The sequence below is a fragment of the Streptomyces sp. ME19-01-6 genome, from assembly GCF_033793745.1.
GTDB lineage: Bacteria > Actinomycetota > Actinomycetes > Streptomycetales > Streptomycetaceae > Streptomyces.
This window is the reverse complement of record NZ_JARAXF010000012.1, coordinates 217,554-242,386: the sequence shown is the minus strand read 5'-3', so window position 1 is coordinate 242,386 and position 24,833 is coordinate 217,554. Positions and strand designations below refer to the sequence as shown.

16 protein-coding genes and 5 pseudogenes are annotated in these 24,833 nt (G+C 69.9%); 18 read left to right on the top strand and 3 right to left on the bottom strand.

Annotated features, from left to right (window positions below; genetic code table 11):
• Positions 1–2: 2 nt before the first annotated feature.
• Positions 3–875 (bottom strand): formyltetrahydrofolate deformylase, encoded by an 873-nt coding sequence (purU, locus tag PV419_RS26515; protein WP_319693111.1) that lies wholly within the window; start codon positions 873–875, stop codon positions 3–5.
• 218 nt (positions 876–1,093) lie between these two features.
• Between purU and PV419_RS26510 the strand changes: the two genes are divergently transcribed.
• The 10 genes from PV419_RS26510 to folP all read left to right on the top strand — a co-directional run bounded on the left by PV419_RS26510 (position 1,094) and on the right by folP (position 16,430).
• Positions 1,094–2,563, top strand: coding sequence for an aldehyde dehydrogenase family protein (locus tag PV419_RS26510; RefSeq protein ID WP_319693098.1), 1,470 nt, complete (start codon positions 1,094–1,096; stop codon positions 2,561–2,563).
• A 20-nt stretch (positions 2,564–2,583) separates the two neighbouring features.
• Positions 2,584–3,669 carry a glycine betaine/L-proline ABC transporter ATP-binding protein gene (locus PV419_RS26505; protein WP_319693094.1) on the top strand — a complete coding sequence of 362 codons (1,086 nt, stop codon included), beginning with the start codon at positions 2,584–2,586 and terminating at the stop codon, positions 3,667–3,669.
• Positions 3,669–5,669, top strand: a complete 2,001-nt coding sequence (locus PV419_RS26500) for an ABC transporter permease (RefSeq protein WP_319693082.1) — start codon at positions 3,669–3,671, stop codon at positions 5,667–5,669. The genes PV419_RS26505 and PV419_RS26500 overlap by 1 nt, the downstream gene beginning before the upstream one ends.
• Before the next feature lie 14 nt (positions 5,670–5,683).
• Positions 5,684–6,646: an ABC transporter substrate-binding protein gene (locus PV419_RS26495; protein WP_319693077.1), complete on the top strand. Its 963-nt coding sequence runs from the start codon at positions 5,684–5,686 to the stop codon at positions 6,644–6,646.
• Between the two features lie 272 nt (positions 6,647–6,918).
• Positions 6,919–9,357, top strand: coding sequence for an FAD-dependent oxidoreductase (locus PV419_RS26490; protein ID WP_319693070.1), 2,439 nt, complete (start codon positions 6,919–6,921; stop codon positions 9,355–9,357).
• A 36-nt stretch (positions 9,358–9,393) separates the two neighbouring features.
• Positions 9,394–10,254, top strand: a complete 861-nt coding sequence (locus PV419_RS26485; protein WP_319693064.1) for a bifunctional methylenetetrahydrofolate dehydrogenase/methenyltetrahydrofolate cyclohydrolase — start codon at positions 9,394–9,396, stop codon at positions 10,252–10,254.
• A gap of 58 nt (positions 10,255–10,312) precedes the next feature.
• Positions 10,313–11,545: a sarcosine oxidase subunit beta family protein gene (locus PV419_RS26480; protein ID WP_319693059.1), complete on the top strand. Its 1,233-nt coding sequence runs from the start codon at positions 10,313–10,315 to the stop codon at positions 11,543–11,545.
• Positions 11,546–11,557: 12 nt separating this feature from the next.
• On the top strand, positions 11,558–14,818 hold the full coding sequence (locus PV419_RS26475; RefSeq protein WP_319693055.1) for a sarcosine oxidase subunit alpha family protein: 3,261 nt from the start codon (positions 11,558–11,560) through the stop codon (positions 14,816–14,818).
• Positions 14,811–15,413, top strand: coding sequence for a sarcosine oxidase subunit gamma (locus tag PV419_RS26470; protein ID WP_319693050.1), 603 nt, complete (start codon positions 14,811–14,813; stop codon positions 15,411–15,413). Before PV419_RS26475 ends, PV419_RS26470 begins: the two co-directional genes overlap by 8 nt.
• A gap of 189 nt (positions 15,414–15,602) precedes the next feature.
• Positions 15,603–16,430 carry a dihydropteroate synthase gene (gene folP / locus PV419_RS26465; protein WP_319693273.1) on the top strand — a complete coding sequence of 276 codons (828 nt, stop codon included), beginning with the start codon at positions 15,603–15,605 and terminating at the stop codon, positions 16,428–16,430.
• Between the two features lie 62 nt (positions 16,431–16,492).
• On the opposite strand, the pseudogene PV419_RS26460 reads toward folP, so the two are convergent.
• Positions 16,493–16,803, bottom strand: a pseudogene (locus PV419_RS26460) (IclR family transcriptional regulator C-terminal domain-containing protein); the annotation flags it as partial.
• Between PV419_RS26460 and PV419_RS26455 the strand changes: the two are divergent.
• From PV419_RS26455 to PV419_RS26415, 8 genes and pseudogenes are all read left to right on the top strand, one after another.
• A pseudogene (locus PV419_RS26455) lies at positions 16,803–16,970 on the top strand (S-(hydroxymethyl)mycothiol dehydrogenase); the annotation flags it as partial. The pseudogenes PV419_RS26460 and PV419_RS26455 sit on opposite strands and share 1 nt — an antisense overlap.
• Before the next feature lie 108 nt (positions 16,971–17,078).
• A pseudogene (locus tag PV419_RS26450) lies at positions 17,079–17,605 on the top strand (SRPBCC family protein).
• A 104-nt stretch (positions 17,606–17,709) separates the two neighbouring features.
• Positions 17,710–18,156 (top strand): annotated as a pseudogene (locus PV419_RS26440) (SpoIIE family protein phosphatase); the annotation flags it as partial.
• 194 nt (positions 18,157–18,350) lie between these two features.
• The gene (locus PV419_RS26435; RefSeq protein ID WP_319693040.1) at positions 18,351–19,532 is read left to right on the top strand and encodes an NAD(P)/FAD-dependent oxidoreductase; all 1,182 of its coding nucleotides are present in this window, start codon (positions 18,351–18,353) and stop codon (positions 19,530–19,532) included.
• Complete coding sequence (locus PV419_RS26430) at positions 19,529–19,873, top strand: glycine cleavage system protein H (RefSeq protein ID WP_319693035.1); 345 nt, start codon at positions 19,529–19,531, stop codon at positions 19,871–19,873. Before PV419_RS26435 ends, PV419_RS26430 begins: the two co-directional genes overlap by 4 nt.
• Positions 19,874–19,962: 89 nt before the next feature.
• Positions 19,963–21,219 (top strand): serine hydroxymethyltransferase, encoded by a 1,257-nt coding sequence (glyA, locus tag PV419_RS26425; RefSeq protein WP_319693030.1) that lies wholly within the window; start codon positions 19,963–19,965, stop codon positions 21,217–21,219.
• A gap of 66 nt (positions 21,220–21,285) precedes the next feature.
• Positions 21,286–22,668: an L-serine ammonia-lyase gene (locus tag PV419_RS26420; RefSeq protein WP_319693022.1), complete on the top strand. Its 1,383-nt coding sequence runs from the start codon at positions 21,286–21,288 to the stop codon at positions 22,666–22,668.
• Positions 22,669–22,717: 49 nt separating this feature from the next.
• Positions 22,718–23,096, top strand: a pseudogene (locus PV419_RS26415) (radical SAM protein); the annotation flags it as partial.
• Between the two features lie 196 nt (positions 23,097–23,292).
• Here PV419_RS26415 and adh read toward each other — a convergent pair.
• Entirely contained in the window at positions 23,293–24,816 is a 1,524-nt protein-coding gene (gene adh / locus PV419_RS26410) for an aldehyde dehydrogenase (protein ID WP_319693010.1), read from the bottom strand.
• Positions 24,817–24,833: the final 17 nt, after the last annotated feature.

Genomic DNA, 24,833 nt, shown 5'->3' with positions numbered 1-24,833 from the left:
GCTCAGCGGAAGACCACCGTGCGGTTGCCGTCCACCATCACGCGGCTCTCGCTGTGCCACTTCACCGCGTGTGCGAGGACCTGCGCCTCCACGTCCCGCCCGACCGTGACCAGGTCGCCGGGGTCGAGCGAGTGGTCCACGCGGACCACGTCCTGCTCGATGATCTGCCCCTCGTCCAGGTCCGACGTCACATAGTGCGCTGTCGCGCCGACCAGCTTGACTCCGCGCTGGTACGCCTGGTCGTAGGGGCGTGCGCCCTTGAAGCTGGGGAGGAAGGAGTGGTGGATGTTGATGGCGCGGCCCTCCAGCTGCTTGCACAGGTCGTCGGAGAGGATCTGCATGTAGCGGGCCAGCACCACCAGGTCGACGTCCAGCTCACGCACGAGCTCCATCAGCCGTGCCTCGGCGTCGGCCTTGCTGTCCTTGGTCACCGGGATGTGGTGGAAGGGGACGCCGTACGTCTCCGCGAGCTTCTCGAAGTCGCGGTGGTTGGAGACGATCGCCGGGATCTCGATGTTGAGCGCGCCGGTGCGCCGGCGGAACAGCAGGTCGTTCAGGCAGTGGCCGAACTTCGACACCATGATCAGCGTCCGGGTCGGCGTGGCCGCTTCGTTCAGGGTCCAGGAGATGCCGTAGGCCTGGGTGACCGGGCCGAACCGGGAGCGCAGATACTCCAGCTTGACGTTCGGGTCGGAGACGTCGAAGTGGACCCGCATGAAGAAGCGGCCTTGAAGTCGATCGTCGAACTGCTGGCTTTCCAGGATGTTTCCGGAGTTCCTGACGAGAAAGCCGCTCACGGCGTGAACCAGTCCCGCGCTGTCAGGACAGGAGAGGGTGAGGACGTACTCACGGCCAGGTTGCGGGCGAGGGGACATGTGCGGCCTCCGTCGGTGCGCATTGCACAACAAGGTGAGCGATACGCAACATAGTCGGCTCGGTGTCGCCTGTGGTCAAGGGTGGGCGAGTAAAGGTGCGCATGGTGAAATCGTCATCAGCCAACCTCTTGACGCCGGTCTGTCCATTCGCCACTGTGTTCCACCACAAGCAATACGATGCACGATGCGCAACGAATTTCCATGGAAAGGCTCGGCGCGTGGCAGACCTGTATGTCGATGGCGAATGGCGGGATCCGGTCGCCGGTGGACACCGGGACATCCGGTGTCCCGCCGACGGTACGCTCGCGGCGACCGTATCGGAGGCAACCCGCCCCGACACCGAGGCCGCGATCGCCGCGGCCCGCCGGGCCTTCGACGAGGGGCCCTGGCCGCACACCCCCGAGCGTGAGCGCGGCGCCCTGCTGCTGCGCACCGCCGACCTGATCGAGCGCGACGCCAAGGAGTTCGCCCGCGCAGAGTCGCTGGACTCGGGCAAGCGGCTGGTGGAGAGCGAGTACGACATCGTCGACGTCGTCTCCTGCTTCCGTTACTACGGCGGGCTCGGCGGCACCGACGCCGGCCGGGTGATCGACACCGGCCGGGACGACGGCGTGAGCCGCGTGGTCTATGAGCCGGTCGGGGTCTGCGGACTGATCACACCCTGGAACTACCCACTTCTGCAAGCGAGTTGGAAGGTCGCCCCGGCCCTTCTCGCTGGCAACACGATCGTCCTCAAGCCCAGCGAGCTCACCCCCTCCACCTCGATCCTGCTGATGAGAGCCCTGGAGGAGGCCGGGCTGCCGGCCGGTGCCGCGAACCTTGTCCTCGGCACCGGGCCCGAGGTCGGTGCGCCGCTCTCCGAGGACCCCCGGGTCGACATGGTCTCCTTCACCGGCGGTCTGGAGACCGGCAAACGGATCATGGCGACGGCCGCCGCGAGCGTGAAGAAGGTCGCGCTGGAGCTCGGCGGCAAGAACCCCAACGTCGTCTTCGCCGACGCCGACTTCGAGACGGCCGTGGACTTCGCGCTCACGGCCGTCTTCCTGCACTCCGGGCAGGTCTGCTCGGCCGGCGCCCGGCTGATCGTCGAGGACTCGCTGCACGACCGCTTCGTCGACGAGGTGGTCCGCCGGGCCCGGCAGATCCGCCTGGGCGGCCCCTTCGACCCCGAGGCCGAGACCGGGGCGCTGATCTCCGCGCAGCACCTGGCGAAGGTCGAGGCGTATGTGGCGGCCGGTGTGGCCGAGGGTGCGGTGCTGCGCTGCGGCGGCGTACGGCCTGACGACCCCGCCCTCGCGAACGGCCACTACTTCCCGCCCACCGTGCTCGACGAGTGCCGGCAGGACATGCGGGTGGTGCACGAGGAGTCCTTCGGGCCCGTGCTCACCGTGGAGCGTTTCACCGACGAGGACGACGCCGTACGCATCGCCAACGACACCGAGTACGGGCTCGCCGGGGCCGTGTGGACGCAGGACGCCGGGAAGGCCCAGCGCGTCGCCCGCAGGCTGCGGCACGGCACGGTGTGGATCAACGACTACCACCCCTACGTGCCGCAAGCGGAATGGGGTGGCTTCGGGCACTCGGGCGTGGGCCGGGAGCTGGGACCGACCGGCCTGAACGAGTACCGAGAGCCCAAGCACATCTGGCAGAACATCCAACCCCGGCCGCAGCACTGGTTCCGCGGCTGAACGCCGAAAGAAGGTCGAACGTGACCACACAGACCGAGGTGCCGCAGCGGCGCGGCACGCCCCAGGACCCGGGCTCCACCCCGGTCATCTCCGTGCGCAGGCTGTGGAAGGTGTTCGGGCCGAAGGCCGACCAGGTGCCGGACTCCGAGGAGCTGTGCGGCCTCACCCGCCGCGAGCTCATGGACCGCACCGGATGCACCGCCGCCGTACGAGACGTTCACTTCGACGTCTCGCCCGGCGAGGTCTTCGTCGTCATGGGCCTGTCCGGCTCCGGCAAGTCCACGCTGGTGCGCTGTCTGACCCGGCTGATCGAACCCACCGCCGGTGAGATCGTCTTCGAAGGCGAGGACATCCGCCAGGCCGACGACAAACGCCTGCGCGACCTGCGCCGTCGCAAGTTCTCCATGGTCTTCCAGCACTTCGGTCTGCTGCCCCACCGCCGCGTCGTGGACAACGTGGCGTTCGGTCTGGAGATCCGCGGCATGGGCAGGGCCGAGCGCACCAAGCGGGCCCAGGAAGTCGTCGAGCTGGTCGGCCTCGCGGGCTACGAGAACTCCTACCCCGACCAGCTCTCCGGCGGTATGCAGCAACGCGTGGGCCTGGCAAGGGCGTTGGCGGGCGACCCGGACGTCCTCCTCTTCGACGAGCCGTTCTCCGCGCTCGACCCGCTGATCCGCCGTGACATGCAGAGCGAGGTCATCCGGCTGCACCACGAGGTCGGCAAGACCATGGTGTTCATCACCCACGATCTCTCCGAGGCGCTGAAGCTCGGCGACCGCATCCTGATCATGCGGGACGGCAGGACCGTCCAGTGCGGCACCGGCGACGAGCTCGTCGGCGCCCCCGCCGACGACTACGTCCGCGAGTTCGTCAAGGACGTGCCGCGGGGTGACGTGCTCACCCTGCGCTGGATCATGCGCCCGCCGGAGGACGGGGACGCCCTGGACGGCCCCGAGCTCGGCCCGGACGTCGTGGTGAAGGAGGCCACCCGGGCGGTGCTCGCGGCCGACAAGCCGGTCAAGGTCGTCGAGAACGGCAAGCTGCTCGGCATCGTCGGCGACGAGGAGATCCTCGCGGTGGTCGCCGGGCAGGAAGGCGGCGCGTGATGACCGTCGCCATAGAGAAACCCGAGAAAACAGAGGCCGCGGAACCGGCCGCGCCCGCCAGGAGCGTGCGCAAGGTCAGCCGGCCGGTGGTGATCGGCGCGGTCCTCGTCGTCTGGCTGGTGCTGTTCGCCGTCCTGCGCGGCAAGCAGACTCTGTCCCTGGCGGTGGCCGATCTGACCGATCTGCACCGGTGGATCAACGACTTCTACGACTCCATCGGCGCCAACCGCAACTCCAACCCGCTCTTCCTGTACTTCTTCAACGAGATCCGGCTGGTCATCGACGACCTGGTGACCTTCGTCCAGCACCTGATCTCCCAGCCGTCCGGGGCCCGCCCGGTCCCCGAGATTGGCTGGCTCGGCGTCGTGGGCCTCGCCGGATTCGTCTCCTGGGCCGTGGGCAACTGGAAGGTCGCGCTGCTGGCCGTGGCCGGCTTCACCTTCTTCGGGCTGCAGGGACTGTGGCAGGAGAGCATGGACACCCTGGCGCTCATCCTGTGCGCGGTGTTCGTGGCCCTGCTGTTCGCGATCCCGCTCGGGGTGTGGGCCGGTCTCTCGGACGGGTTCAACCGGCTCATGACGCCCTTCCTGGACTTGATGCAGACGATGCCGACCTTCGTCTACCTGGCGCCGCTGACCCTGTTCTTCCTCATCGGCGGCGCGTCCGCCACGATCGCCACCGTGATCTACGCGGCCCCGCCGACGATCCGCATCACGGCGCACGCCATCCGCAACGTGTCCAAGACGACGGTCGAGGCGGCCGACTCACTGGGCGCCACGCGCCGCCAGTCGCTGCTGAAGGTCCTGCTGCCGATGTCCAAGCGGACCGTGGTCATGGGCGTCAACCAGACCATCATGGCCGCCCTGGCCATGGTGACCATCGCGGCCCTGATCAACGCACCGGGCCTCGGCGTGAACGTCCTCCAGGCACTGCAGTCGCTCGACGTCGGCACGGCCTTCAACGCGGGCCTCGCCATCGTGATCATGGCTATCGTGCTGGACCGGGTCACGACCGCGGCCAGCGCCCGCGAGGAGCACGCCCGCAACTCCAAGAACCGCTTCGAGAAGTGGCGGCGGCCGCTGCTGGGCGCCGGAGCCGTGGTCACCGTGGTCCTGGTCTACCTGTCGAACACCTACGTGTGGGCGGCCGACTTCCCCGGTGACGGCACCGTCGGCACCCACATCGCGAGCGCGACGGACACCGCTGCCAACTGGGTGCAGGACAACCTGTCGGGCCTGACCAACGCCGTCCGCGACGCCATCACCAACGGCCTGCTCAACCCGTTCCAGACACTGCTCACCGACTCCCCGTGGTGGCTCGTCGGCGCGGTGCTGGTCGCACTGGCAGTGGTGCTCGGCGGCTGGAAGGCCGGGATCACCACGGCCGTGTGCGTGGGCCTGCTGGTCGCCTCCGGCGTGTGGTCGGACGCCATGACGACGATGGCCTCGACGCTCGTCGCGACGGTGCTCGTGATGATCCTCGGCATCGTCTTCGGGGTGTGGATGGGCCGCAGCATGCTGGCCGACCGCATGATCCGGCCCACCCTGGACGCGGCCCAGGTCATGCCGCCGTTCGTCTACCTCGTGCCGTTCCTCGCGCTGTTCGGCCCCACCCGCTTCACGGCCATCGTCGCCGCGATCGTCTACGGGGCGCCCGTCGCCATGAAGATCATCGCCGACGGGATCCGGGCCGTGCCCGAGACCACCGTGGAAGCGGCCACCTCCGCCGGGTGCAACACCTGGCAGATCATCACCAAGGTTCAACTGCCGATGTCACGCAGTGCCCTGACGCTTGCCACAAACCAGGGCCTGATCTACGTGCTGTCGATGGTTGTTGTGGGCGGCCTGGTAGGCGCGGGCGCCCTCGGCTACGACGTCGTGGCCGGTTTCTCGCGGGGAGAGTTGTACGGCAAGGGGCTGGCGGCAGGACTCGCCATCGTACTGCTCGGAGTCATGTTCGACCGGATCACTCAGGCAGCGGCGCGACGCGCAGGCGCTTAAAGGAGCACGACACCATGGCAAGACACTGGCGAGCCGGCGCGGCCGGCCTGGCCGTCCTCGGCCTCACCCTCACCGCGTGCGGCGGGGCGAAGGTCGGAGACAGCTCCTCCGCGGGCTCGGGAAGCTCGGGCAAGTGCGGCACCTTCAATCTGGCCGTCAACCCGTGGGTGGGCTACGAGGCGGACGCGGCGGTCGTCGCGTACGTCGCCCAGCACGACCTCGGCTGTACGGTCAACAAGAAGAACCTCAAGGAAGAGATCGCCTGGCAGGGCTTCGGCTCCGGCGAGGTCGACGCGGTCCTGGAGAACTGGGGCCACGCCGACCTGGTGAAGAAGTACATCGACCAGCAGAAGACCGCCATGGACGCCGGCCAGACCGGCAACAAGGGCGTCATCGGCTGGTACGTGCCGCCGTGGCTGGCCAAGGCGCACCCTGACATCCTTCAGTGGAAGAACCTCAACAAGTACGCGTCGAAGTTCGAGACGTCGGAGTCGGGCGGCAAGGGCCAGCTCCTGGACGGCGACCCGTCGTACGTCACCAACGACGCGGCGCTGGTGAAGAACCTGAACCTGAACTTCAAGGTGGTGTACGCGGGCAGTGAGGCCGCCCTCATCACGGCCTTCCGCGACGCCGAGAAGAACAAGAAGTGGGTGATCGGCTACTTCTACGAGCCGCAGTGGTTCCTGTCCGAGGTCCCGCTGAAGAAGGTCAGCCTGCCCGCGTACAAGGACGGCTGTGACGCCGACGCGGCGAAGGTCGCCTGCGACTATCCCGTGTACAACCTCAACAAGATCGTCAGCGCGAAGTTCGCCAAGTCCGGCAGCCCCGCCTACAACCTGGTGAAGAACTTCAACTGGACGAACGACGACCAGAACGAGGTCGCCAAGTACATCGCGCAGGACAAGCTGTCCGACGAGGCGGCGGCGAAGAAGTGGGTCGAGGCCAACCGCGACAAGGTGGACGCCTGGATCAAGTAGCGCCGGAGCCAGAGAGTAGGAAACCGGTCGGATCACGCCCGGCGGGCGGTGCGCACACCACGCGCACCGCCCGCCGGGCATCGCCGTGTTCAGGCCATGTCGCGGGCCATGTCGCGGCGCGTGTCCCGGCTTGTGTTCCGGCCCGTTTTCGGAGGTCCCGCAACCCTTGACACCCACCTGCGCGCCAGGCACATTGAGTTGCGCAACCTGAATCAAGTTGCGTACACAGCAACTCGATCGGCTCGACTGGTGAACAAACCGGAGGTGCGGCGATGGCGGGACCGCGTGTGGTCATCATCGGAGCGGGAGTCGTCGGCGCGGCTCTCGCGGACGAGATCTCGGCGCGGGGCTGGACCGAGGTGACCGTGGTCGACCAGGGGCCGCTCCCGGCCACCGGAGGCTCGACCTCGCACGCCCCCGGCCTGGTCTTCCAGACGAACTCCTCGAAGACCATGACGGAGCTGGCCCGCTACACCGTCGAGAAGTTCTGTTCCCTCGACGTCGACGGCAAGCCCTGCTTCCTCCAGGTCGGCGGCCTCGAAGTGGCGACCACGCCGGAGCGCCTCGCGGAACTGCACCGCCGGCACGGCTGGATCACCGCCTGGGGCATCGAGTCGCGGATCCTGAGCGCCGACGAGTGCGTCGAGAAGCACCCGCTTGTCGACCGTGACAAGGTCCTCGGCGGCCTCCTCGTCCCGACCGACGGTCTCGCCAAGGCGGTCCTCGCCGTCGAGGCACAGATCCGCCGGGCCACCCAGCGCGGTGTGCGCTTCCTGGCCCGCCACGAAGTCCTCGACGTCCTGAAGGCCGACGGCGAGGTGACCGGCGTCCGTACCGACCACGGCGACCTGGAAGCCGACATCGTGGTGTGCTGCGCCGGCATCTGGGGCCCGAAGATCGCCCGCATGGTCGGCATGAACCTTCCGCTCACCCCCCTGGCCCACCAGCTCGCCTGGACCGGCCCCGTCCCGGCCCTGGTCGGCCAGACGGAGGAGGCGGTCCGCCCGATCCTGCGGCACCAGGACGCCGACCTCTACTACCGCGACCGCTTCGACACCCTCGGCATCGGCTACTACGGCCACCGCCCCATGCCGATCACCGCCGACGAGATCCTCTCCGTCGACGAGGCCGACCAGATGCCGTCCATCCTGAAGTTCACGGAGGAGGACTTCGAGGAGGCATGGAGCCAGACCCAGTCCCTGCTCCCCTCGACGCGCGAGGCGAAGGTCGAGGAGGGCATCAACGGCCTGTTCTCCTTCACCACCGACAATTTCCCGCTCCTCGGGGAGTCCCCGGACGTCAAGGGCTTCTGGGTCGCCGAGGCGGTCTGGGTCACCCACTCTGCGGGCGTGGGCCGGGCGCTGGCCGAATGGCTGGTCGACGGTCACTGCTCGTCCTTCGACCTGCACGAGTGCGACGTCAACCGCTTCGAGCCGCACCAGCTGTCCCCGGAGTACGTACTGGCCCGCGACTGCCAGAACTTCGTAGAGGTCTACGACATCCTGCACCCGCTGCAGCCGTCCGGCGCCCCGCGCCCGATCCGCACCAGTCCCTTCCACACCCGCCAGCAGGAGCACGGCGCCTTCTTCCTGGAGGCGAGCGGCTGGGAGCGGCCGCAGTGGTACGAGGCCAACGCGAAGCTGGTCGAGGGCCGCAACATCCCCACCCCGAACGACTGGGCCGCGCAGTTCTGGTCGCCGATCGTCGGTGCCGAGGCGCAGGCCACCCGCGAGACCGTCGCGATGTACGACATGACGGCCCTCAAGCGCCTGGAGGTGACCGGGCCCGGCTCCGCCGAGTTCCTGGAGCGCCTGTGCACCGGCAAGGTCGCCAAGTCGGTCGGCTCGGTCACTTACACCCTGCTGCTCGACCACGACGGCGGCATCCGGAGCGACGTCACCGTCGCCCGCCTCGCCCACGACCTCTTCCAGGTCGGCGCCAACGGCAACCTGGACCTCGACTGGTTCAGCCGCCACCTCCCCGCCGACGGCACGGTCCAGGTCCGCGACATCACCCCCGGCACCTGCTGCGTCGGCCTGTGGGGACCGCTCGCCCGCAAGGTCCTGCAGCCCTTGACGGACGAGGACTTCTCCAACGACGGCCTGAAGTATTTCCGTGCCAAGCGCGCCTATATCGGCTCCGTGCCCGTCACCGCGATGCGCCTGTCGTACGTCGGCGAACTCGGCTGGGAGCTCTACACGACCGCCGACCAGGGCCTGAAGCTGTGGGACACCCTGTTGCGGGCGGCGGGGCCGCTCGGCGGTGTCATCGCCGGCCGCGGCGCCTTCAACAGCCTCCGCCTGGAGAAGGGCTACCGCTCCTTCGGCACCGACATGACCTACGAGCACGACCCCTACGAGGCCGGCGTCGGCTTCGCCGTCAAGGCCGACAAGGAGGACTTCATCGGCAAGGGCGCGCTGGAGCGGCGCAAGGCCGACGTACGGCGCAAGCTCACCTGCCTCACCATCGACGACCCGCGGTCGGTCGTCCTGGGCAAGGAGCCGGTGTACGACGGTGACCGCCCGGTCGGCTACGTCACCAGCGCCGCCTACGGCTACACCATCGGCAAGGGCATCGCCTACGCGTGGCTCCCGGCCGAGCTCACCACTCCCGGCACGCCCGTAAAGATCGGCTACTTCGACCAGCGCGTCGAGGCGGTCGTCGCCGAGGAACCCCTGTTCGACCCCACCATGTCCCGCCTCCGTGGCTGACACCCCGCGCCGACTCCGAGGGAAGGAACACCGCCGGTGAACGCACAGCTGCTCGACGGCAAGGCGACCGCCGCCGACATCCGCCGCGAACTCGCGGAGCGCATGGTCAAGTTGACGGCCACGGGCGGCCGCCCGCCGGGCCTCGGCACGGTCTTGGTCGGCGACGACCCGGGCAGCCGGGCCTACGTCGGCGGAAAGCACCGCGACTGCGCCCAGGTCGGCATCTCCTCGATCCGCCGGGACCTGCCCGCCGACGCCTCACAGGAGCAGGTCGAGGAGACGATCGACGAGCTCAACGCCGACCCTGCCTGTACCGGCTACATCGTCCAGCTCCCGCTTCCGCGCCACCTGGACGCAAACGCCGTACTGGAACGAATGGACCCGGCCAAGGACGCCGACGGACTGCACCCCGTCAACCTCGGCCGGCTCACCCTGGGCGTCGAGGCACCGCTGCCGTGCACCCCGCGCGGCATCGTGGAACTGCTCCGCCGCCACGACGTACCGCTCGCCGGAGCACGCGTCTGTGTGATCGGCCGGGGCATCACGGTAGGACGCCCCATCGGCCTCCTCCTCACCCGCCGCTCCGAGAACGCCACCGTCACCCTGTGCCACACCGGCACCAAGGGTCTCGCCTGGCACGTACGCGAGGCGGACATCGTCATCGCCGCCGCCGGCTCGCCCGGACTGGTCACCAAGGACATGCTGCGCCCCGGCGCCGCGGTCCTGGACGTCGGCATCACCCGCACCGACCAGGGCCTGGTCGGCGACATCCACCCGGACGCCGCCCAGGTCGCCGACTGGATCGCGCCGATGCCCGGCGGTGTGGGCCCCATGACCCGGGCGATGTTGCTGGCCAACGTCGTCGAGGCCGCCGAGAGGAACGCCACCGCCGTATGAACGTGCACGCCCCCGAGCACCCGCAGAATCCGCATTTTTCAGAAGACGGAGACGTCCGATGAGCCCCCGCATCCCCGGCGCAGACCTGCCCGACCACCCCGACTGGCTGTGGCGCAATCCCGAGCCCAAGCGGTCGTACGACGTGGTGATCGTCGGCGGCGGCGGACACGGTCTGGCCACCGCGCACTACCTCGCCAAGAACCACGGCATCACCAATGTCGCGGTGCTGGAGAAGGGCTGGCTCGCGGGCGGCAACATGGCCCGCAACACCACGATCATCCGCTCCAACTACCTGTGGGACCAGAGCGCCGGCATCTACGAGCACGCGCTCAAGCTGTGGGAGGGCCTCGCGGAGGAGCTCGACTACCCGATCCTCTTCTCCCAGCGCGGTGTGCTGAACCTGGCTCACAGCCTCCAGGACGTCCGCGACAGCGTGCGCCGGGTCGAGGCGAACCGCCTCAACGGCGTGGACGCGGAGTGGCTCGACGCGGACGGCGTCAAGGAAGTCTGCCCGATCGTCAACATCTCGCAGGACGTGCGCTACCCGGTCCTGGGCGCCACGTACCAGCCGCGCGCGGGGATCGCCAAGCACGACTACGTCGCCTGGGGCCTGGCCCGCTCGGCCGACGCCGCCGGCATCGACATCATCCAGAACTGCGAGGTCACCGGCCTCGACGTGGTTGGCAACCGCGTAGTCGGAGTCCAGACCAACCTCGGCCCCATCGCGGCCGGCAAGGTCGCACTCTGCTCGGCGGGCCATACCTCGGTCCTCGCCGCCATGGCGGGTATCGAACTGCCCATCCAGAGCCATCCGTTGCAGGCCCTGGTCTCCGAGCTCCTGGAGCCGGTGCACCCCACGGTCGTCATGTCCAACGCCGTCCACGTGTACGTCAGCCAGGCACACAAGGGCGAGCTGGTGATGGGCGCGGGCATCGATGCGTACAACTCGTACACCCAGCGCGGCGCGTTCCACATCATCGAAGAGCAGATGGCGGCGGCCCTGGAGCTGTTCCCGGTCTTCGCCCGCGCCCACGTGCTGCGCACCTGGGGCGGCATCGTCGACACCAGCCCCGACGCCTCACCGATCATCGGGCTCAGCCCCGTCGACAACCTCTATCTCAACTGCGGCTGGGGAACGGGCGGTTTCAAGGCCACCCCGGGCGTCGGCTGGGTCTACGCCCACACCATCGCCCACGACACCCCGCACGCCCTCAACGCCCCCTTCTCGCTCGACCGTTTCACCACCGGCGCGCTCGTAGACGAGCACGGCGCTGCCGCGGTGGCCCACTAGGGAGCCGAACCCATGCTGCTCATCCCCTGCCCGTGGTGCGGGCCCCGCGACGAGGCCGAGTTCCACTACGGCGGCCAGGCCCACGTGCCGTACCCGGAGAACCCGGCGTCCCTCCCCGACAAGGAGTGGGCCCGTTACCTCTTCTTCCGTGACAACCCGAAGGGCCCCTTCGCCGAGCGCTGGAGCCACGCGGCGGGCTGCCGACGGTGGTTCAACGCGGTACGGGACACGTCGACGAACGAGATCCTGACGGTGTACAGGTCGGGCGAGGACCGCCCGGCACCCGTTGAGCCGAGGTCGGCTGTCGCAGCCCGTCCGGGGGTTGCCCCTCTGGGGGAGTTTGAGGGCGAGGCTCCTTCAGGGCCGACGGGGGTCCAGGGGGCGGAGCCCCCTGGCGGGGTCGAAGGGGCGGAGCCCCTTCAGGATGGGACGGGTAGGGGCGGCGGGGGCGAGGAAAATCCCCACCGCCACCCCACCCGCGGCCGCATCGACCGCGACACCCCCCTCACCTTCACCTTCGACGGCACCGAATACCAGGGCTACCGAGGCGACACCCTCGCCTCCGCCCTCCTCGCCAACGGCGTCATCCAGGCCGGCACCAGCATCAAGCTCGGCCGCCCCCGAGGCATCTTCTCCGCCGGCGTCGAAGAACCCAACGCGGTCGTCCAGATCGAGGAACCCTTCCCGGAGCCCATGCTCCCCGCCACGGCCGTCGAGCTCTACGACGGCCTGGTCGCGAGCAGCCTCCCCGGCCAGGGACGCCTCGCCACCGAACCGGACCCCGCCCGCTACGACGCCGTACACGCCCACTGCGACCTGCTGATCGTCGGCGCCGGCCCGGCCGGCCTCGCGGCAGCGGCGGCCGCAGCGGGAAGCGGCGCCCGCGTCATCCTCGCCGACGACCAGCCGGAACTCGGCGGGAGCCTCCTCGGCACGGCCCAACACCTCGACTGGGTAAGGGAGGTGACGGAGCAGCTCGACGCCGCCCCCGAGGTCCGTGTCCTGCGCCGCACCACCGTCTTCGGCTACTACGACGACAACCACCTCCTCGCCGTCGAGCGCCGCACCAACCACCTCGGCGCCGCCGCCCCCGAGGACGTCTCCCGCGAACGCGTCTGGCGCATCCGTGCCCGCCGGGTCGTCCTCGCCACCGGCGCCCACGAGCGTTCGCTGGCGTTCGCGAACAACGACCGCCCCGGCGTGATGCTGGCCTCCTCGGCCCGCACCCACGTCAACCGCCACGGCGTTCTGCCCGGCCGTCACGCTGTGGTCTTCACGACCAACGACAGCGCGTACGCGGCGGCCCTGGACCTCGCCTCGGCGGGCCTGGCCGTTGCGGCGATCGTCGACACCCGCCCCGAACCGGGGGAGTGGGCCGAGTGCGCGAGGGCGGCCGGTATCGAGGTACTCGCCGGGCACGCCGTCACCGGCACGCAGGGCGAGGCCCGCCTCACCGCCGTGACCGTCGCACCGTACGGAGAGTCCGCGGGGCAGCGGGAGTTCGCCGCCGACCTGCTGCTGGTCTCCGGCGGCTGGAACCCGGTGGCGCACCTGTTCAGCCAGTCCGGCGGCAAGCTGCGCCACGACGAGACGCTGGGCTCCTTCGTCCCCGACACCTGCCGTCAGGCCGTCGAGGTCGCCGGCAGCGCGAGCGGCGTCCTCGATCCGGCCACGGTCCTGGCACAGGGCGCGGCCGCCGGTGCCCGCGCCATCGAGGCCGAGGGCTACCCGCCCGAGGCGCTTCGCCTGCCCGAGGTGCCCGCGCAGCCACGGCCGACGCCGCCGATGCACGTGTACGTCGTCCCGGGTGCCGCGGACGGTCCCCGCTTCGTCGACCTCCAGCGCGACGTCACCGTCGACGACCTGGCCCGCGCGACCGGCGCCGGTCTGCGCTCGGTCGAGCACACCAAGCGCTACACCACCGCCGGCACCGCCAACGACCAGGGCAAGACCTCCGGCATCCTGGCCAGTGGCGTCGTCGCCGAACTGCTCGGCGTGGACATCTCGGCGCTCGGCACGACCACGTTCCGCCCGCCGTACACGCCCGTCTCCTTCGCCGCTCTCGCCGGCCGCGACCGGGGTGTGCTGAGCGACCCGGTCCGCACGACCGCCATCCACGAGTGGCATGTCGCGCACGGCGCCCTGTTCGAGAACGTCGGCCAGTGGAAGCGCCCCTGGTACTACCCGCAGGACGGCGAGGACATGGAGGCGGCCGTACTGCGCGAGTGCGCCGCCACCCGCGAGAGCGTCGGCTTCATGGACGCCTCCACCCTCGGCAAGATCGACGTACAGGGCCCGGACGCCGCCGTCTTCCTCGACCGGCTCTACACCAACATGATGAGCACCCTGAAGGTCGGCATGATCCGCTACGGCGTCATGTGCCGCCCGGACGGCATGGTCTTCGACGACGGAACGGTCATCCGCGTCGCCGCTGAGCGCTTCCTGGTCACCACGACGACGGGCAACGCCGCCGCCGTACTCGACTGGATGGAGGAGTGGCACCAGACCGAGTGGCCCGAGCTGAAGGTCCACTGCACCTCCGTGACCGAGCAGTGGGCCACGGTCGCGCTCGTCGGTCCGAAGTCCCGTGAGGTCCTCGCCTCCCTCGCGCCCCAACTCGTCGTGTCCAACGACGACTTCCCGTTCATGGCCTGGCGGGAGACGACCGTTGCGGGCATCGAGGCCCGGGTCTGCCGGATCAGCTTCTCCGGCGAACTCGCCTTCGAGATCAACGTGTCACCGTGGCAGGGCCTCGCCCTGTGGGAGGCCGTGTACGAGGCCGGCGCCCCGTACGGCATCACCCCGTACGGCACGGAGACCATGCACGTCCTGCGTGCCGAGAAGGGCTACCCGATCATCGGACAGGACACCGACGGCACGGTGACTCCGCAGGATCTCGGCATGAGCTGGGCGGTGTCGAAGAAGAAGCCCGACTTCATCGGCAAGCGGTCCTACGCCCGCGCGGACACGTCCCGCCCCGACCGCAAGCACCTGGTCGGCCTGCTCCCCGAGGACCCGGGCACCTTCCTCCCGGAGGGCACCCACCTGATCGCCGATGGTGTGCTGCCGGCCCCGCCCGTCCCCATGCTCGGCCATGTCACCTCCAGCTATCGCAGCGCCGCACTCGACCGGACGTTCGCGCTCGCCCTGATCAAGGGCGGCCGGGACCGCATCGGCGAGCGGCTGTACGCCCCCGTCGGCGACCAGCTGGTGCCGGTGACCGTCGCCGGTCCTGTCCTCTACGACCCCGAGGGAGCTCGCCGCGATGGCTGACACCGCCCTTACCGTCCCGCTCCGCAGCCCGCTGTCGCAGGCCGCGGACCGCCTGGCCGCCGCGACCCGCTCGTCCGGGGGTGCGATCAGGCTGGCCGAACTCCCCTTCCTGACCCAGCTCAACGTGCGCCTGGACGCCAAGGGAGCGGCGGCGGCAGCCGTCGGGCTCGCGCTGGACCTCCAGCTGCCACTCCAGCCGAACACCGTCGTGCGCGCGGGGGAGTTGACCGCGCTGTGGCTCGGCCCGGACGAGTGGCTGCTGGTGGGACCGCCGGGGAGCGAGCGGGACCTGGAGAGCCGGATCCGGGAGGCCGCGGGCGACGAGCCCGTCTCCGTCACCGACGTCTCCGCACAGCGCACCACGCTCCTCGTCGCGGGCCCGCGCGCCCATGACCTGCTGGCCCACGGCTGTTCGCTGGACCTGCATCCGCGGGTCTTCGGCTCCGGCCGCTGTGCCCAGACGACACTGGGCCGCACACAGGTCGTCCTGGTCGCCCGGGGCGAACCCAGGGCCGGATTCTGGGTCCTTGTGCGCTCGACGTTCGCCGGCTATCTGGCGGACTGGCTGCTCGACGCGGCGACCGAGTACCTCTGAGGAAAACCCGACGGGCCCGCACCCCGTCGGCCCCTGTGGAAGCTCCGCTCAGGAGCTCCCACAGGGCTTTGCACAGCACGTTTCGTCATACGCATCGAAAGCCGGACGCCTGTGACCGCCACCGCCACCGCCACCGCCCACACCACCGGTGACCCACTCGGGCTGCCACGCCCCGCCCGGACGCTGGTCATGGGCGTGGTGAACGTGACGCCGGACTCGTTCTCCGACGGCGGGCTGTCGTTCGCGGCCGACGCCGCTGTCACGCACGGGTTTGCGCTGCTCGAACAGGGCGCTGACATCGTGGACGTGGGCGGCGAGTCGACCCGCCCCGGCGCGGCGCGCCCGCCGGTCGAGGAGGAGCTGCGACGCGTCCTGCCCGTCGTCCGGGAACTCTCCGGGGCGGGCGCGATCGTGAGCGTCGACACCATGCGGGCGGAGGTCGCCGCACGCGCGCTGGACGCGGGTGCGCGGTTGGTCAACGACGTCTCGGGGGGCCTCGCCGACCCCGCGATGCTCCCGCTGATGGCCCGGGCCGGCACGCCGTACGTGCTGATGCACTGGCGTGGCCACTCCGCCGGCATGCAGGCGAACGCCGTCTACGACGACGTCGTCACCGATGTGCTCGACGAGCTGCGGCTGAGGATCGACGCCGCGCTGGAGGCGGGGATACCGCCCGACTGCCTGGCCGTCGACCCCGGGCTGGGCTTCGCCAAGACGCCCGACCACAACTGGGAGCTGCTGGGCCGCCTGGGGGACGTCATGGCCCTGGGGCACCCCGTCCTCGTGGGCGCGTCGCGCAAGTCTTTCCTTGGCAGTCTGCTGGCCGACCGTACGACGGGGCAGCCCCGCCCCGCGCGGCTGCGCGATGCCGCGACCACTGCCGTGTCCGTACTCGCCGCCGCCCAGGGCGTCTGGTGTCTGCGCGTGCACGACGTCGCGTCGACGGCGGACGCGGTACGTGTGACGGCCCGCTGGGGCGTCGAGGCGGCGGCGTCGGAACGGTGGCCGCTGAGCTGAACGCGACGGAGGCTGAACGCGGCGGATGTCGAACGCCGCTGGGCCGAGCGCCCCTGTGGACCTCAGCCCAGATAGCCCATCCGGTGGCTGATCTCGTCCGCGCCACTGATCAGCACGGGTGCGATCTCGTGGATGCGTTCCTCGGTGAAGCGGTACGCGGGGCCGGAGGCGCTGAGCGCGGCGATGACATCGCCGTCGCGGGAGCGGATCGGGGCTGCCAGGGCCTGGAACGCCCGGCCGGGCGGCCCTGCTGGGTGGTGTCGAGGCGGCCCGTGACCGCGCCGGCCAGGCGTACGATCCCGAAGCCCAGCCGGTACTTGCCCCGCTCGGCCGTCTGCTCGACGAGTCCGCCCGCCTCCAGCGCCCCGAGCAGTGGCCCCGGCGCTCGGCATCGGCGCCTTCGCCGAGAAGGCCCTGGTCGCCGCTGGCCAGTGCACCAGGGTCGACTCGACGGCCTCGCCCGCCGCGGCCGGTCTGCTCGGCTGCGGGGTGATGGCCGGGTTCGGCGCCGCGGTCAACACCGGCGGCGTGGGCCGCGGCGCCTTCCAGTGTCCTTACCACGCCTGGACCTACGGCCTGGACGTGGTCGCCGCACCGAACCTGACGCGCGATCGTCGAGCGGCTCGGCGACCTGGAGTCGAGAACTTCATGGAGTGCTACCACTGCGCCACGATCCACCCCGAACTCATCGAGGTGCTCCCGGAGTTCGCGGACGGCTACGCCGCCCAGTACTACGTGGGTCACGGCGCGGAGTTCGGTGAGGACGTCCAGGGGTTCACGGTGGACGGATCCGAGGGCCTGGACCGCATCCCGGGTGTCGCTGACGACCAGGACCGCCGCTACTACGCGATCACCGTACGGCCGCAGGTCTTCATCAACCTCGTGCCCGACCACGTGATCTTCCACCGGATGTACCGATGGCACCCGACCGTACGGTCGTCGAGTGCGACTGGCTGTACCTGCCGCACGTCGTGGAGAGCGGCAAGGACGTGGACCGGTCGGTGAAGCTGTTCCACCGGGTCAACCAGCAGGACTTCGACGCCTGCGAGCGTACGCAGCCCGGGATGAGTTCGCGGATGTATGCCAAGGGCGGCGTGCTGGTGCCCAGCGAGCACCACATCGGCGAGTTCCACACCTGGCTGCAGAACAAGCTCGAGGTGCGGCCCACGCGCTGACCTCACCCCAGTACCGCCTGCTCACCTGCTGTTGTGGCCCCTCCGGCAGGTGGGCGGGCGATCGGGCTGTCCGCGAGCCATGGCGGCGGCATGTGGAGACCAGGGACGGGGAGAACGCGGCCGTCACCGGGGCCACCTGTCTGTTCGCGATCTACGACCCGGTCTCCGGCCACTGTGCCATCACCCGGGCCGGCCACCCGGGACCGGCCCTGGTCCATCCCGGTCAGACCCCGGAACAGGCCTGCCAGGCGGTGCTTGACGCCCTGCTGCCGACCGCCCCGCGACGACATCGTCCTCATGGCGGCCCGCCCCGAACGGCTCGCCCCGGACCGGGTCGCCGACTGGGACGTACCTTCCGACCCCGCCGCCCTCAGCCCCATTCCGTGCCGCCTGCGCCCGCCGGCTCCAGGACTGGGGCCTGGACGAGATCGCGTTCACCGCCGAGCTCATCCTCAGCGAACCGGTCACCAACGCCATCCGCTACGGCGGCGGCCCCATCCGCGTCCCCGCGTCTGCGCCGCGCTGCCACCACCGACGAGGGCGGCACAGGGCAAGGTCATCTGGAGCGAAAACCGTGAACTCTCGGATTTCCCCTCGCACGTAGGTTGCGAATCGTGCAACGAAGAGCATCGTTAGAAATTGATTTGCACCACCTCCCTTGACAATGCCCGCACCGCGCGGAAAACATGTTGCGTATAGCGAGTGTCGTTGTGTTATGCGAGACAACTCCCCGTCTGGAGCCGGCATGAGGAGCATCACCGTCGTCGGAGCGTCGCTGGCAGGACTGAGCGCGGTCCGCGCGCTGCGGGCAGAGGGATATGACGGCGAGATCGTCGTCGTGGGGGAGGAGCGCCACACCCCCTACGACCGCCCCCCGCTGTCCAAGGACTTCCTCAAGGGGGACATCGACGTCGAGGGGCTCGCGCTCGGCGACGCGGACGAGTACGAGGTCCTGGACGTGCAGTGGCTGCTCGGCGAGTGCGCCGTGCGGCTCGACCCCGTAGCCCGCACCGTCGCCCTGGCCGGAGGACGGCATGTGCGCACCGAAGGTGTCGTCATCGCGACCGGCGCCAGCCCCCGCACCCTCCCCGGCACCGACGGGCTGGCGGGCGTCCACACCCTGCGTACCCTGGACGACGCCCGTGCCCTGCGCGCCGAACTGCTCGACGGCCTGCCCCGGGTCGTCGTCATCGGTGCCGGGTTCATCGGCGCCGAGGTGGCCTCCACCGCGCACCGGCTCGGGCTCCACGTGACCGTCGTCGAGGCGCTCCCCGTGCCCCTGGAGCGCCAACTCGGGCGTGAGATGGGGCTCGTGGTCTCCTCGCTCCACAGCGATCACGGGGTTCAGCTGCTGTGCGGAACCGGTGTGGCGGAACTGATCGGTGAGGACCGGGTTACGGGCGTACGGCTGGCGGACGGGCGGGTGCTGCCTGCCGACATCGTCGTGGTCGGCGTGGGCGTGCGGCCCAACACAGACTGGCTGGCCGGCTCCGGAGTGCAGGTGGACGACGGCGTGGTGTGCGACTCCGGCTGCTCGACCGGCATCACGGGCGTAGTCGCCGTCGGTGACGTCGCCCGCTGCCCCAACCCGTTCACCGGGCGGCACGCCCGTATCGAGCACTGGAGCAACGCCACCGAGCAGGCGAAGACCGCCGCCCGCACGCTGCTGACCGGTGTGTCGGCCTCCGCCCCGATCACCGCGCCGTACTTCTGGTCCGACCAGTACCAGTCCCGCATTCAAGTCGCCGGGTACGTAGCCCCCGGCGCCGAGCCCGAGGTCGTCGAGGGCGACGTCGACAGCCGCACCTTCACGGCCGTCTACCGGCGTGAGGGCACTCCCGTCGCCGTCCTCTCCCTCAATCAGCCGAAGTTCTTCAACCGGCTCCGCCGTACCCTCGTCCCCGCCGCCGCGGCCGTCGTGTCATGACCTCCGTGCCCCAACTCTCCCTGGAACCCGCAGCGGAGAACGACACGAGCATTCCTCGGCACCTGCGTTACGCCTGGGACCACGAGTGGCTCGTCGTGGACGAGGGCAACGCCACCGTCGGCATCACCGCGTTCGCGGCGAAGGTCCTCAGTGGCGTCGTCCACCTCCGACTGCCCGTGGTCGGCTCCTGGGTCGAGGCGGGGGAGAGCTGTGGACGGATCGAGTCACTGACCGCCGTCAGCGGCCAGTACGCCCCCGCCTCGGGCCGGGTCCTGGAAGTCAACACCGCGCTGGCCGACGACCCCGGTGTCGTCAACGCCGCCTCCTACGCCGACGGCTGACTGTTCAGGCTGCGAGTCGAGAACATCGCCGGCGCGCTGACCCCGGATGCCTACGCCGCCCACTGCGCCCACACCCAAGGAGATCGCCGATGACCCTGTTCAACCAGGCACTGCACGAGCTGGACCCGGCCATCGCCGCCGCGGTCGAGGCGGAGCTGAGGCGTCAGCAGTCCACCCTGGAGATGATCGCCTCCGAGAACTTCGCGCCGGTCGCGGTCATGGAGGCGCAAGGTTCGGTCCTGACGAACAAGTACGCGGAGGGTTACCCGGGCCGGCGCTACTACGGTGGCTGTGAGCACGTCGACGTCGCCGAGCAGATCGCGATCGACCGGGTCAAGGAGCTGTTCGGCGCCGAGTACGCCAACGTGCAGCCCCACTCCGGTGCCTCCGCCAATCAGGCCGCGCTGTTCGCCCTCGCTCAACCCGGCGACACCATCCTCGGCCTGGATCTGGCGCACGGCGGTCACCTCACCCACGGCATGAAGATCAACTTCTCGGGCAAGCAGTTCAAGGTCGTCCCGTACCACTTGGACGACGCCGGTCTCGTGGACATGGCCGAGGTCGAGCGGCTGGCCAAGGAGCACCGGCCGAAGGTGATCATCGCCGGGTGGTCGGCGTACCCGCGGCAGCTGGACTTCGCGGAGTTCCGGCGGATCGCCGACGAGGTCGAGGCGTATCTGTGGGTCGACATGGCGCACTTCGCCGGGCTGGTGGCGGCGGGGCTGCACCCGAACCCCATCGAGCACGCGGACGTGGTCACCTCCACCACCCACAAGACGCTGGGCGGACCGCGCGGCGGGATCATCCTCGCCAAGCAGGAGTTCGCGAAGAAGCTGAACTCCTCCGTCTTCCCGGGCTTCCAGGGCGGTCCCCTGGAGCACGTGATCGCGGCCAAGGCGGTCTCCTTCAAGGTCGCCGCGTCGGAGGAGTTCAAGGAGCGCCAGCGGCGTACGGTGGACGGTGCGCGCATCCTCGCCGAGCGTCTGACGGCCGACGACGCCCGCGAGGCCGGGGTCAACGTCCTGTCCGGCGGTACGGACGTGCACCTGATCCTGGTCGACCTGCGCGCCTCGGAGCTGGACGGCCGACAGGCCGAGGACCGTCTCCACGAGGTCGGCATCACGGTCAACCGCAACGCCGTCCCGAACGACCCGCGCCCGCCGATGGTTACGTCGGGCCTGCGGATCGGCACGCCCGCCCTGGCCACCCGCGGCTTCACCGGCGAGGACTTCGCCGAGGTCGCGGACGTCATCGCCGAGGCGCTGAAGCCGTCGTACGACGTCCAGACGCTGAAGTCCCGCGTGAAGACGCTGGCAGACAAGCACCCCCTCTACCCCGGCCTGTAACCGACACCCTCCCGCAGGGGCGTGCCGCACCCTCGGCACGCCCCTCCAAATCGCACGGAGTATGGCGTGGCAATCAGCGTCTTCGACCTGTTCTCCATTGGCATCGGACCGTCCAGTTCGCACACCGTCGGTCCGATGCGTGCCGCCGGGATGTTCGTTGCCCGGCTGAAGCAGGACGGCGTGCTCGCCCAGACCGCCGCGGTGCGGGCGGAGCTGTTCGGCTCCCTCGGTGCCACCGGCCACGGTCACGGCACCCCCAAGGCGGTGCTGCTCGGCCTGGAGGGCAACCAGCCGCACACGGTCGACATCGCACGGGCCGACCTGGACGTCGAGCGAATCCGCTCCACCGGACGCATCCGCCTCTTCGGAACCGAGATCGGTACGGCCCACGAGATCGACTTCGACGCCTCGACCCAGCTGGTCCTGCACCGTCGGCGATCACTGCCGTACCACGCCAACGGCATGATCCTCTTCGCGTACGACGGCGACGGTGTGCCGCTGTTGGAGAAGACGTACTACTCCGTGGGCGGCGGCTTCGTGATCGACGAGGACGCGGTCGGCGCGGACCGGATCAAGCCCGACGACACGGTGCCGGCCCACCCGTTCAGCACCGGCGACGAACTGCTGCGCCTCACGAAGGAGACCGGCCTGTCGATCTCCGCGCTGATGCTGGAGAACGAGAAGGCCTGGCGCACCGAGGATGAGATCCGTGCGGGCCTGCTGGAGATCTGGCGGGTCATGGAGGCATGTGTCGCACGGGGGCTGGGCCGCGAGGGCGTCCTCCCCGGCGGTCTGAAGGTCCGTCGGCGGGCGGCTGCGGCGGCCCGGGCGCTGCGCAGCGAGGGCGACCCGGCGGGCCGCGCCATGGAGTGGGTGACCCTCTACGCGATGGCCGTGAACGAGGAAAACGCGGCGGGTGGCCGGGTCGTCACCGCCCCGACGAACGGTGCGGCGGGCATCATTCCCGCCGTCCTGCAGTACTTCCTCGGCTTCGTGCCGGGCGCCGACGAGGACGGCATCGTCCGCTTCCTCCTCGCGGCGGGCGCCATCGGCATGCTTTTCAAGGAGAACGCCTCCATCTCCGGCGCCGAGGTCGGCTGCCAGGGCGAGGTCGGCTCGGCCTGCTCGATGGCCGCCGGTGGTCTCGCCGAGGTGCTCGGCGGCAGCCCCGGACAGGTCGAGAACGCCGCCGAGATCGGCATGGAGCACAACCTCGGCCTCACCTGCGATCCCGTAGGTGGGCTCGTCCAGATCCCGTGCATCGAACGCAACGGCATGGCCGCGGTCAAGGCCGTCACCGCCGCCCGGATGGCGCTGCGCGGAGACGGCCGCCACCACGTCTCCCTCGACAAGGTCATCAAGACCATGAAGGAGACCGGCGCCGACATGAAGGTCAAGTACAAGGAGACCGCCCGCGGCGGCCTCGCAGTGAACGTCATCGAGTGCTGAGGAGGCGGACGGAGCGGACAGGGACGAAGCCGGAGAAAGGGCGGCAGCCATGCTCATCGACATCTACGGTCGCGTCGCCACCGACCTGCGGGTCTCGCTCACCGACGTGGGGGAGCAACCTGCGCCGTACGTACTGCATGCCGGAAGAGGGCCTGCGGTGGCCGGCCAGGCCCGACCTGCTCACGGGCGACGAGGTCGTAGGGCTGGTCCGGATCGCGGTCATCCGGCTCGGCGTAGAGGAGGTCCGCTTCACCGGCGGCGAGACCCTGCTGCGCCCCGGCCTCGTCGGGATCGTCGAGCGGTGCGTCGCCCTCGCATCGCGCCCTGCCGTCTGCATGGCCCTGACCCGACGGGACCGCCGCCACGACGTGCTTAAGGGCCTGGCCGCGGCTCGCGCCGCCGGGCTCACCCCGGTGAAGGTCAAGGCTCCGCGCCCACCGGACGCCGGCTGGGAGAGGGCCTTAGCGGAAGCTTGGCCCGGAAATGCCCCGGAACGGCTGGTCAGGGCTGGGATACCGGTGGGTGATATCGGGAGTAAGGGGATGTTTCGACTCGCGGCTTAGGTGTGCGCCGAGAAGGGCGCCTGACGGGCATCTGCCCGGGTCAGGCGCTCTTTTTCTGCGCCTAGAAGAAGCCCAGCTTCTTCGGCGAGTACGACACCAGAAGATTCTTCGTCTGCTGATAGTGATCCAGCATCATCTTGTGGGTCTCGCGGCCGATCCCCGACTGCTTGTAGCCGCCGAACGCCGCATGCGCCGGGTAGGCGTGGTAGCAGTTGGTCCACACCCGGCCCGCCTGGATGGCGCGCCCGGCGCGGTACGCGGTGCTGCCGTCACGGGTCCACACGCCGGCGCCCAGCCCGTACAGCGTGTCGTTGGCGATCTTGATCGCGTCGTCGAAGCCGGCGAACGGGGCCACAGCCACCACCGGACCGAAGATCTCCTCCTGGAAGACCCGCATGTGGTTGGCGCCCTCGAAGACCGTGGGCTCCACGTAGTAGCCGCCCGACAGCTCGCCGCCCAGCTCCGCGCGGGCGCCCCCGGTCAGCACCCGGGCGCCCTCCTGCCGGCCGATGTCCAGGTAGGAGAGGATCTTCTCCAGCTGGTCGTTGGAGGCCTGGGCGCCCAGCATGGTGTCGGTGTCCAGCGGATGGCCCTGGGTGATCTGCTCCGTACGGGCCACGGCCGCGGCCATGAAGTCCCGGTAGTGGCCCTGCTGCACCAGGGCGCGTGAGGGACAGGTGCACACCTCGCCCTGGTTCAGGGCGAACATGGTGAACCCTTCCAGGGCCTTGTCCAGGAAGTCGTCGCTCGCGGCCGAGACGTCGTCGAAGAAGATGTTCGGACTCTTGCCGCCGAGCTCCAGCGTCACCGGCTTCAGGTGCTCGCTCGCGTACTGCATGATCAGCCGCCCGGTGGTGGTCTCGCCGGTGAAGGCGACCTTGGCCACGCGCGCGCTGGAGGCCAGCGGCTTTCCGGCCTCCACGCCGAAGCCGTTGACGATGTTCAGCACGCCCGGCGGCAGCAGGTCGGCGACCAGGCTCAGCCACAGGTGGATGGAGGCCGGGGTCTGCTCGGCGGGCTTCAGGACCACCGCGTTGCCCGCGGCCAGCGCCGGGGCGAGCTTCCATGTGGCCATCAGGATCGGGAAGTTCCACGGGATGATCTGGGCGACCACGCCCAGCGGCTCGTGGAAGTGGTACGCGACGGTGTCCTCGTCGAGCTGCGAGAGGCTGCCCTCCTGGGCCCGGATCGCCCCCGCGAAGTAGCGGAAGTGGTCGATGGCCAGCGGGATGTCGGCGGCCAGCGTCTCGCGCACCGGCTTGCCGTTCTCCCAGCTCTCGGCGACCGCGAGCGCTTCGAGGTTCTCCTCCATGCGGTCGGCGATCTTCAGCAGCACCGAGGCGCGCTCGGCGGGCGAGGCGCGGCCCCAGGCGGGGGCCGCCGCGTGGGCGGCGTCCAGGGCCCGCTCGACGTCCTCGGCGGTGCCCCGGGCGATCTCGGTGAACGGCTGCCCGTTGATCGGGGTCGGGTTCTCGAAGTACCCGCCCTGCTTGGGCGGCACGTACTCGCCGCCGATCCAGTGGTCGTAGCGCGGCTGGTAACTGACGACGGAACCCTCGGATCCCGGGTTTGCGTAACGCGGCATGGGCGGCCCTCCCAGTG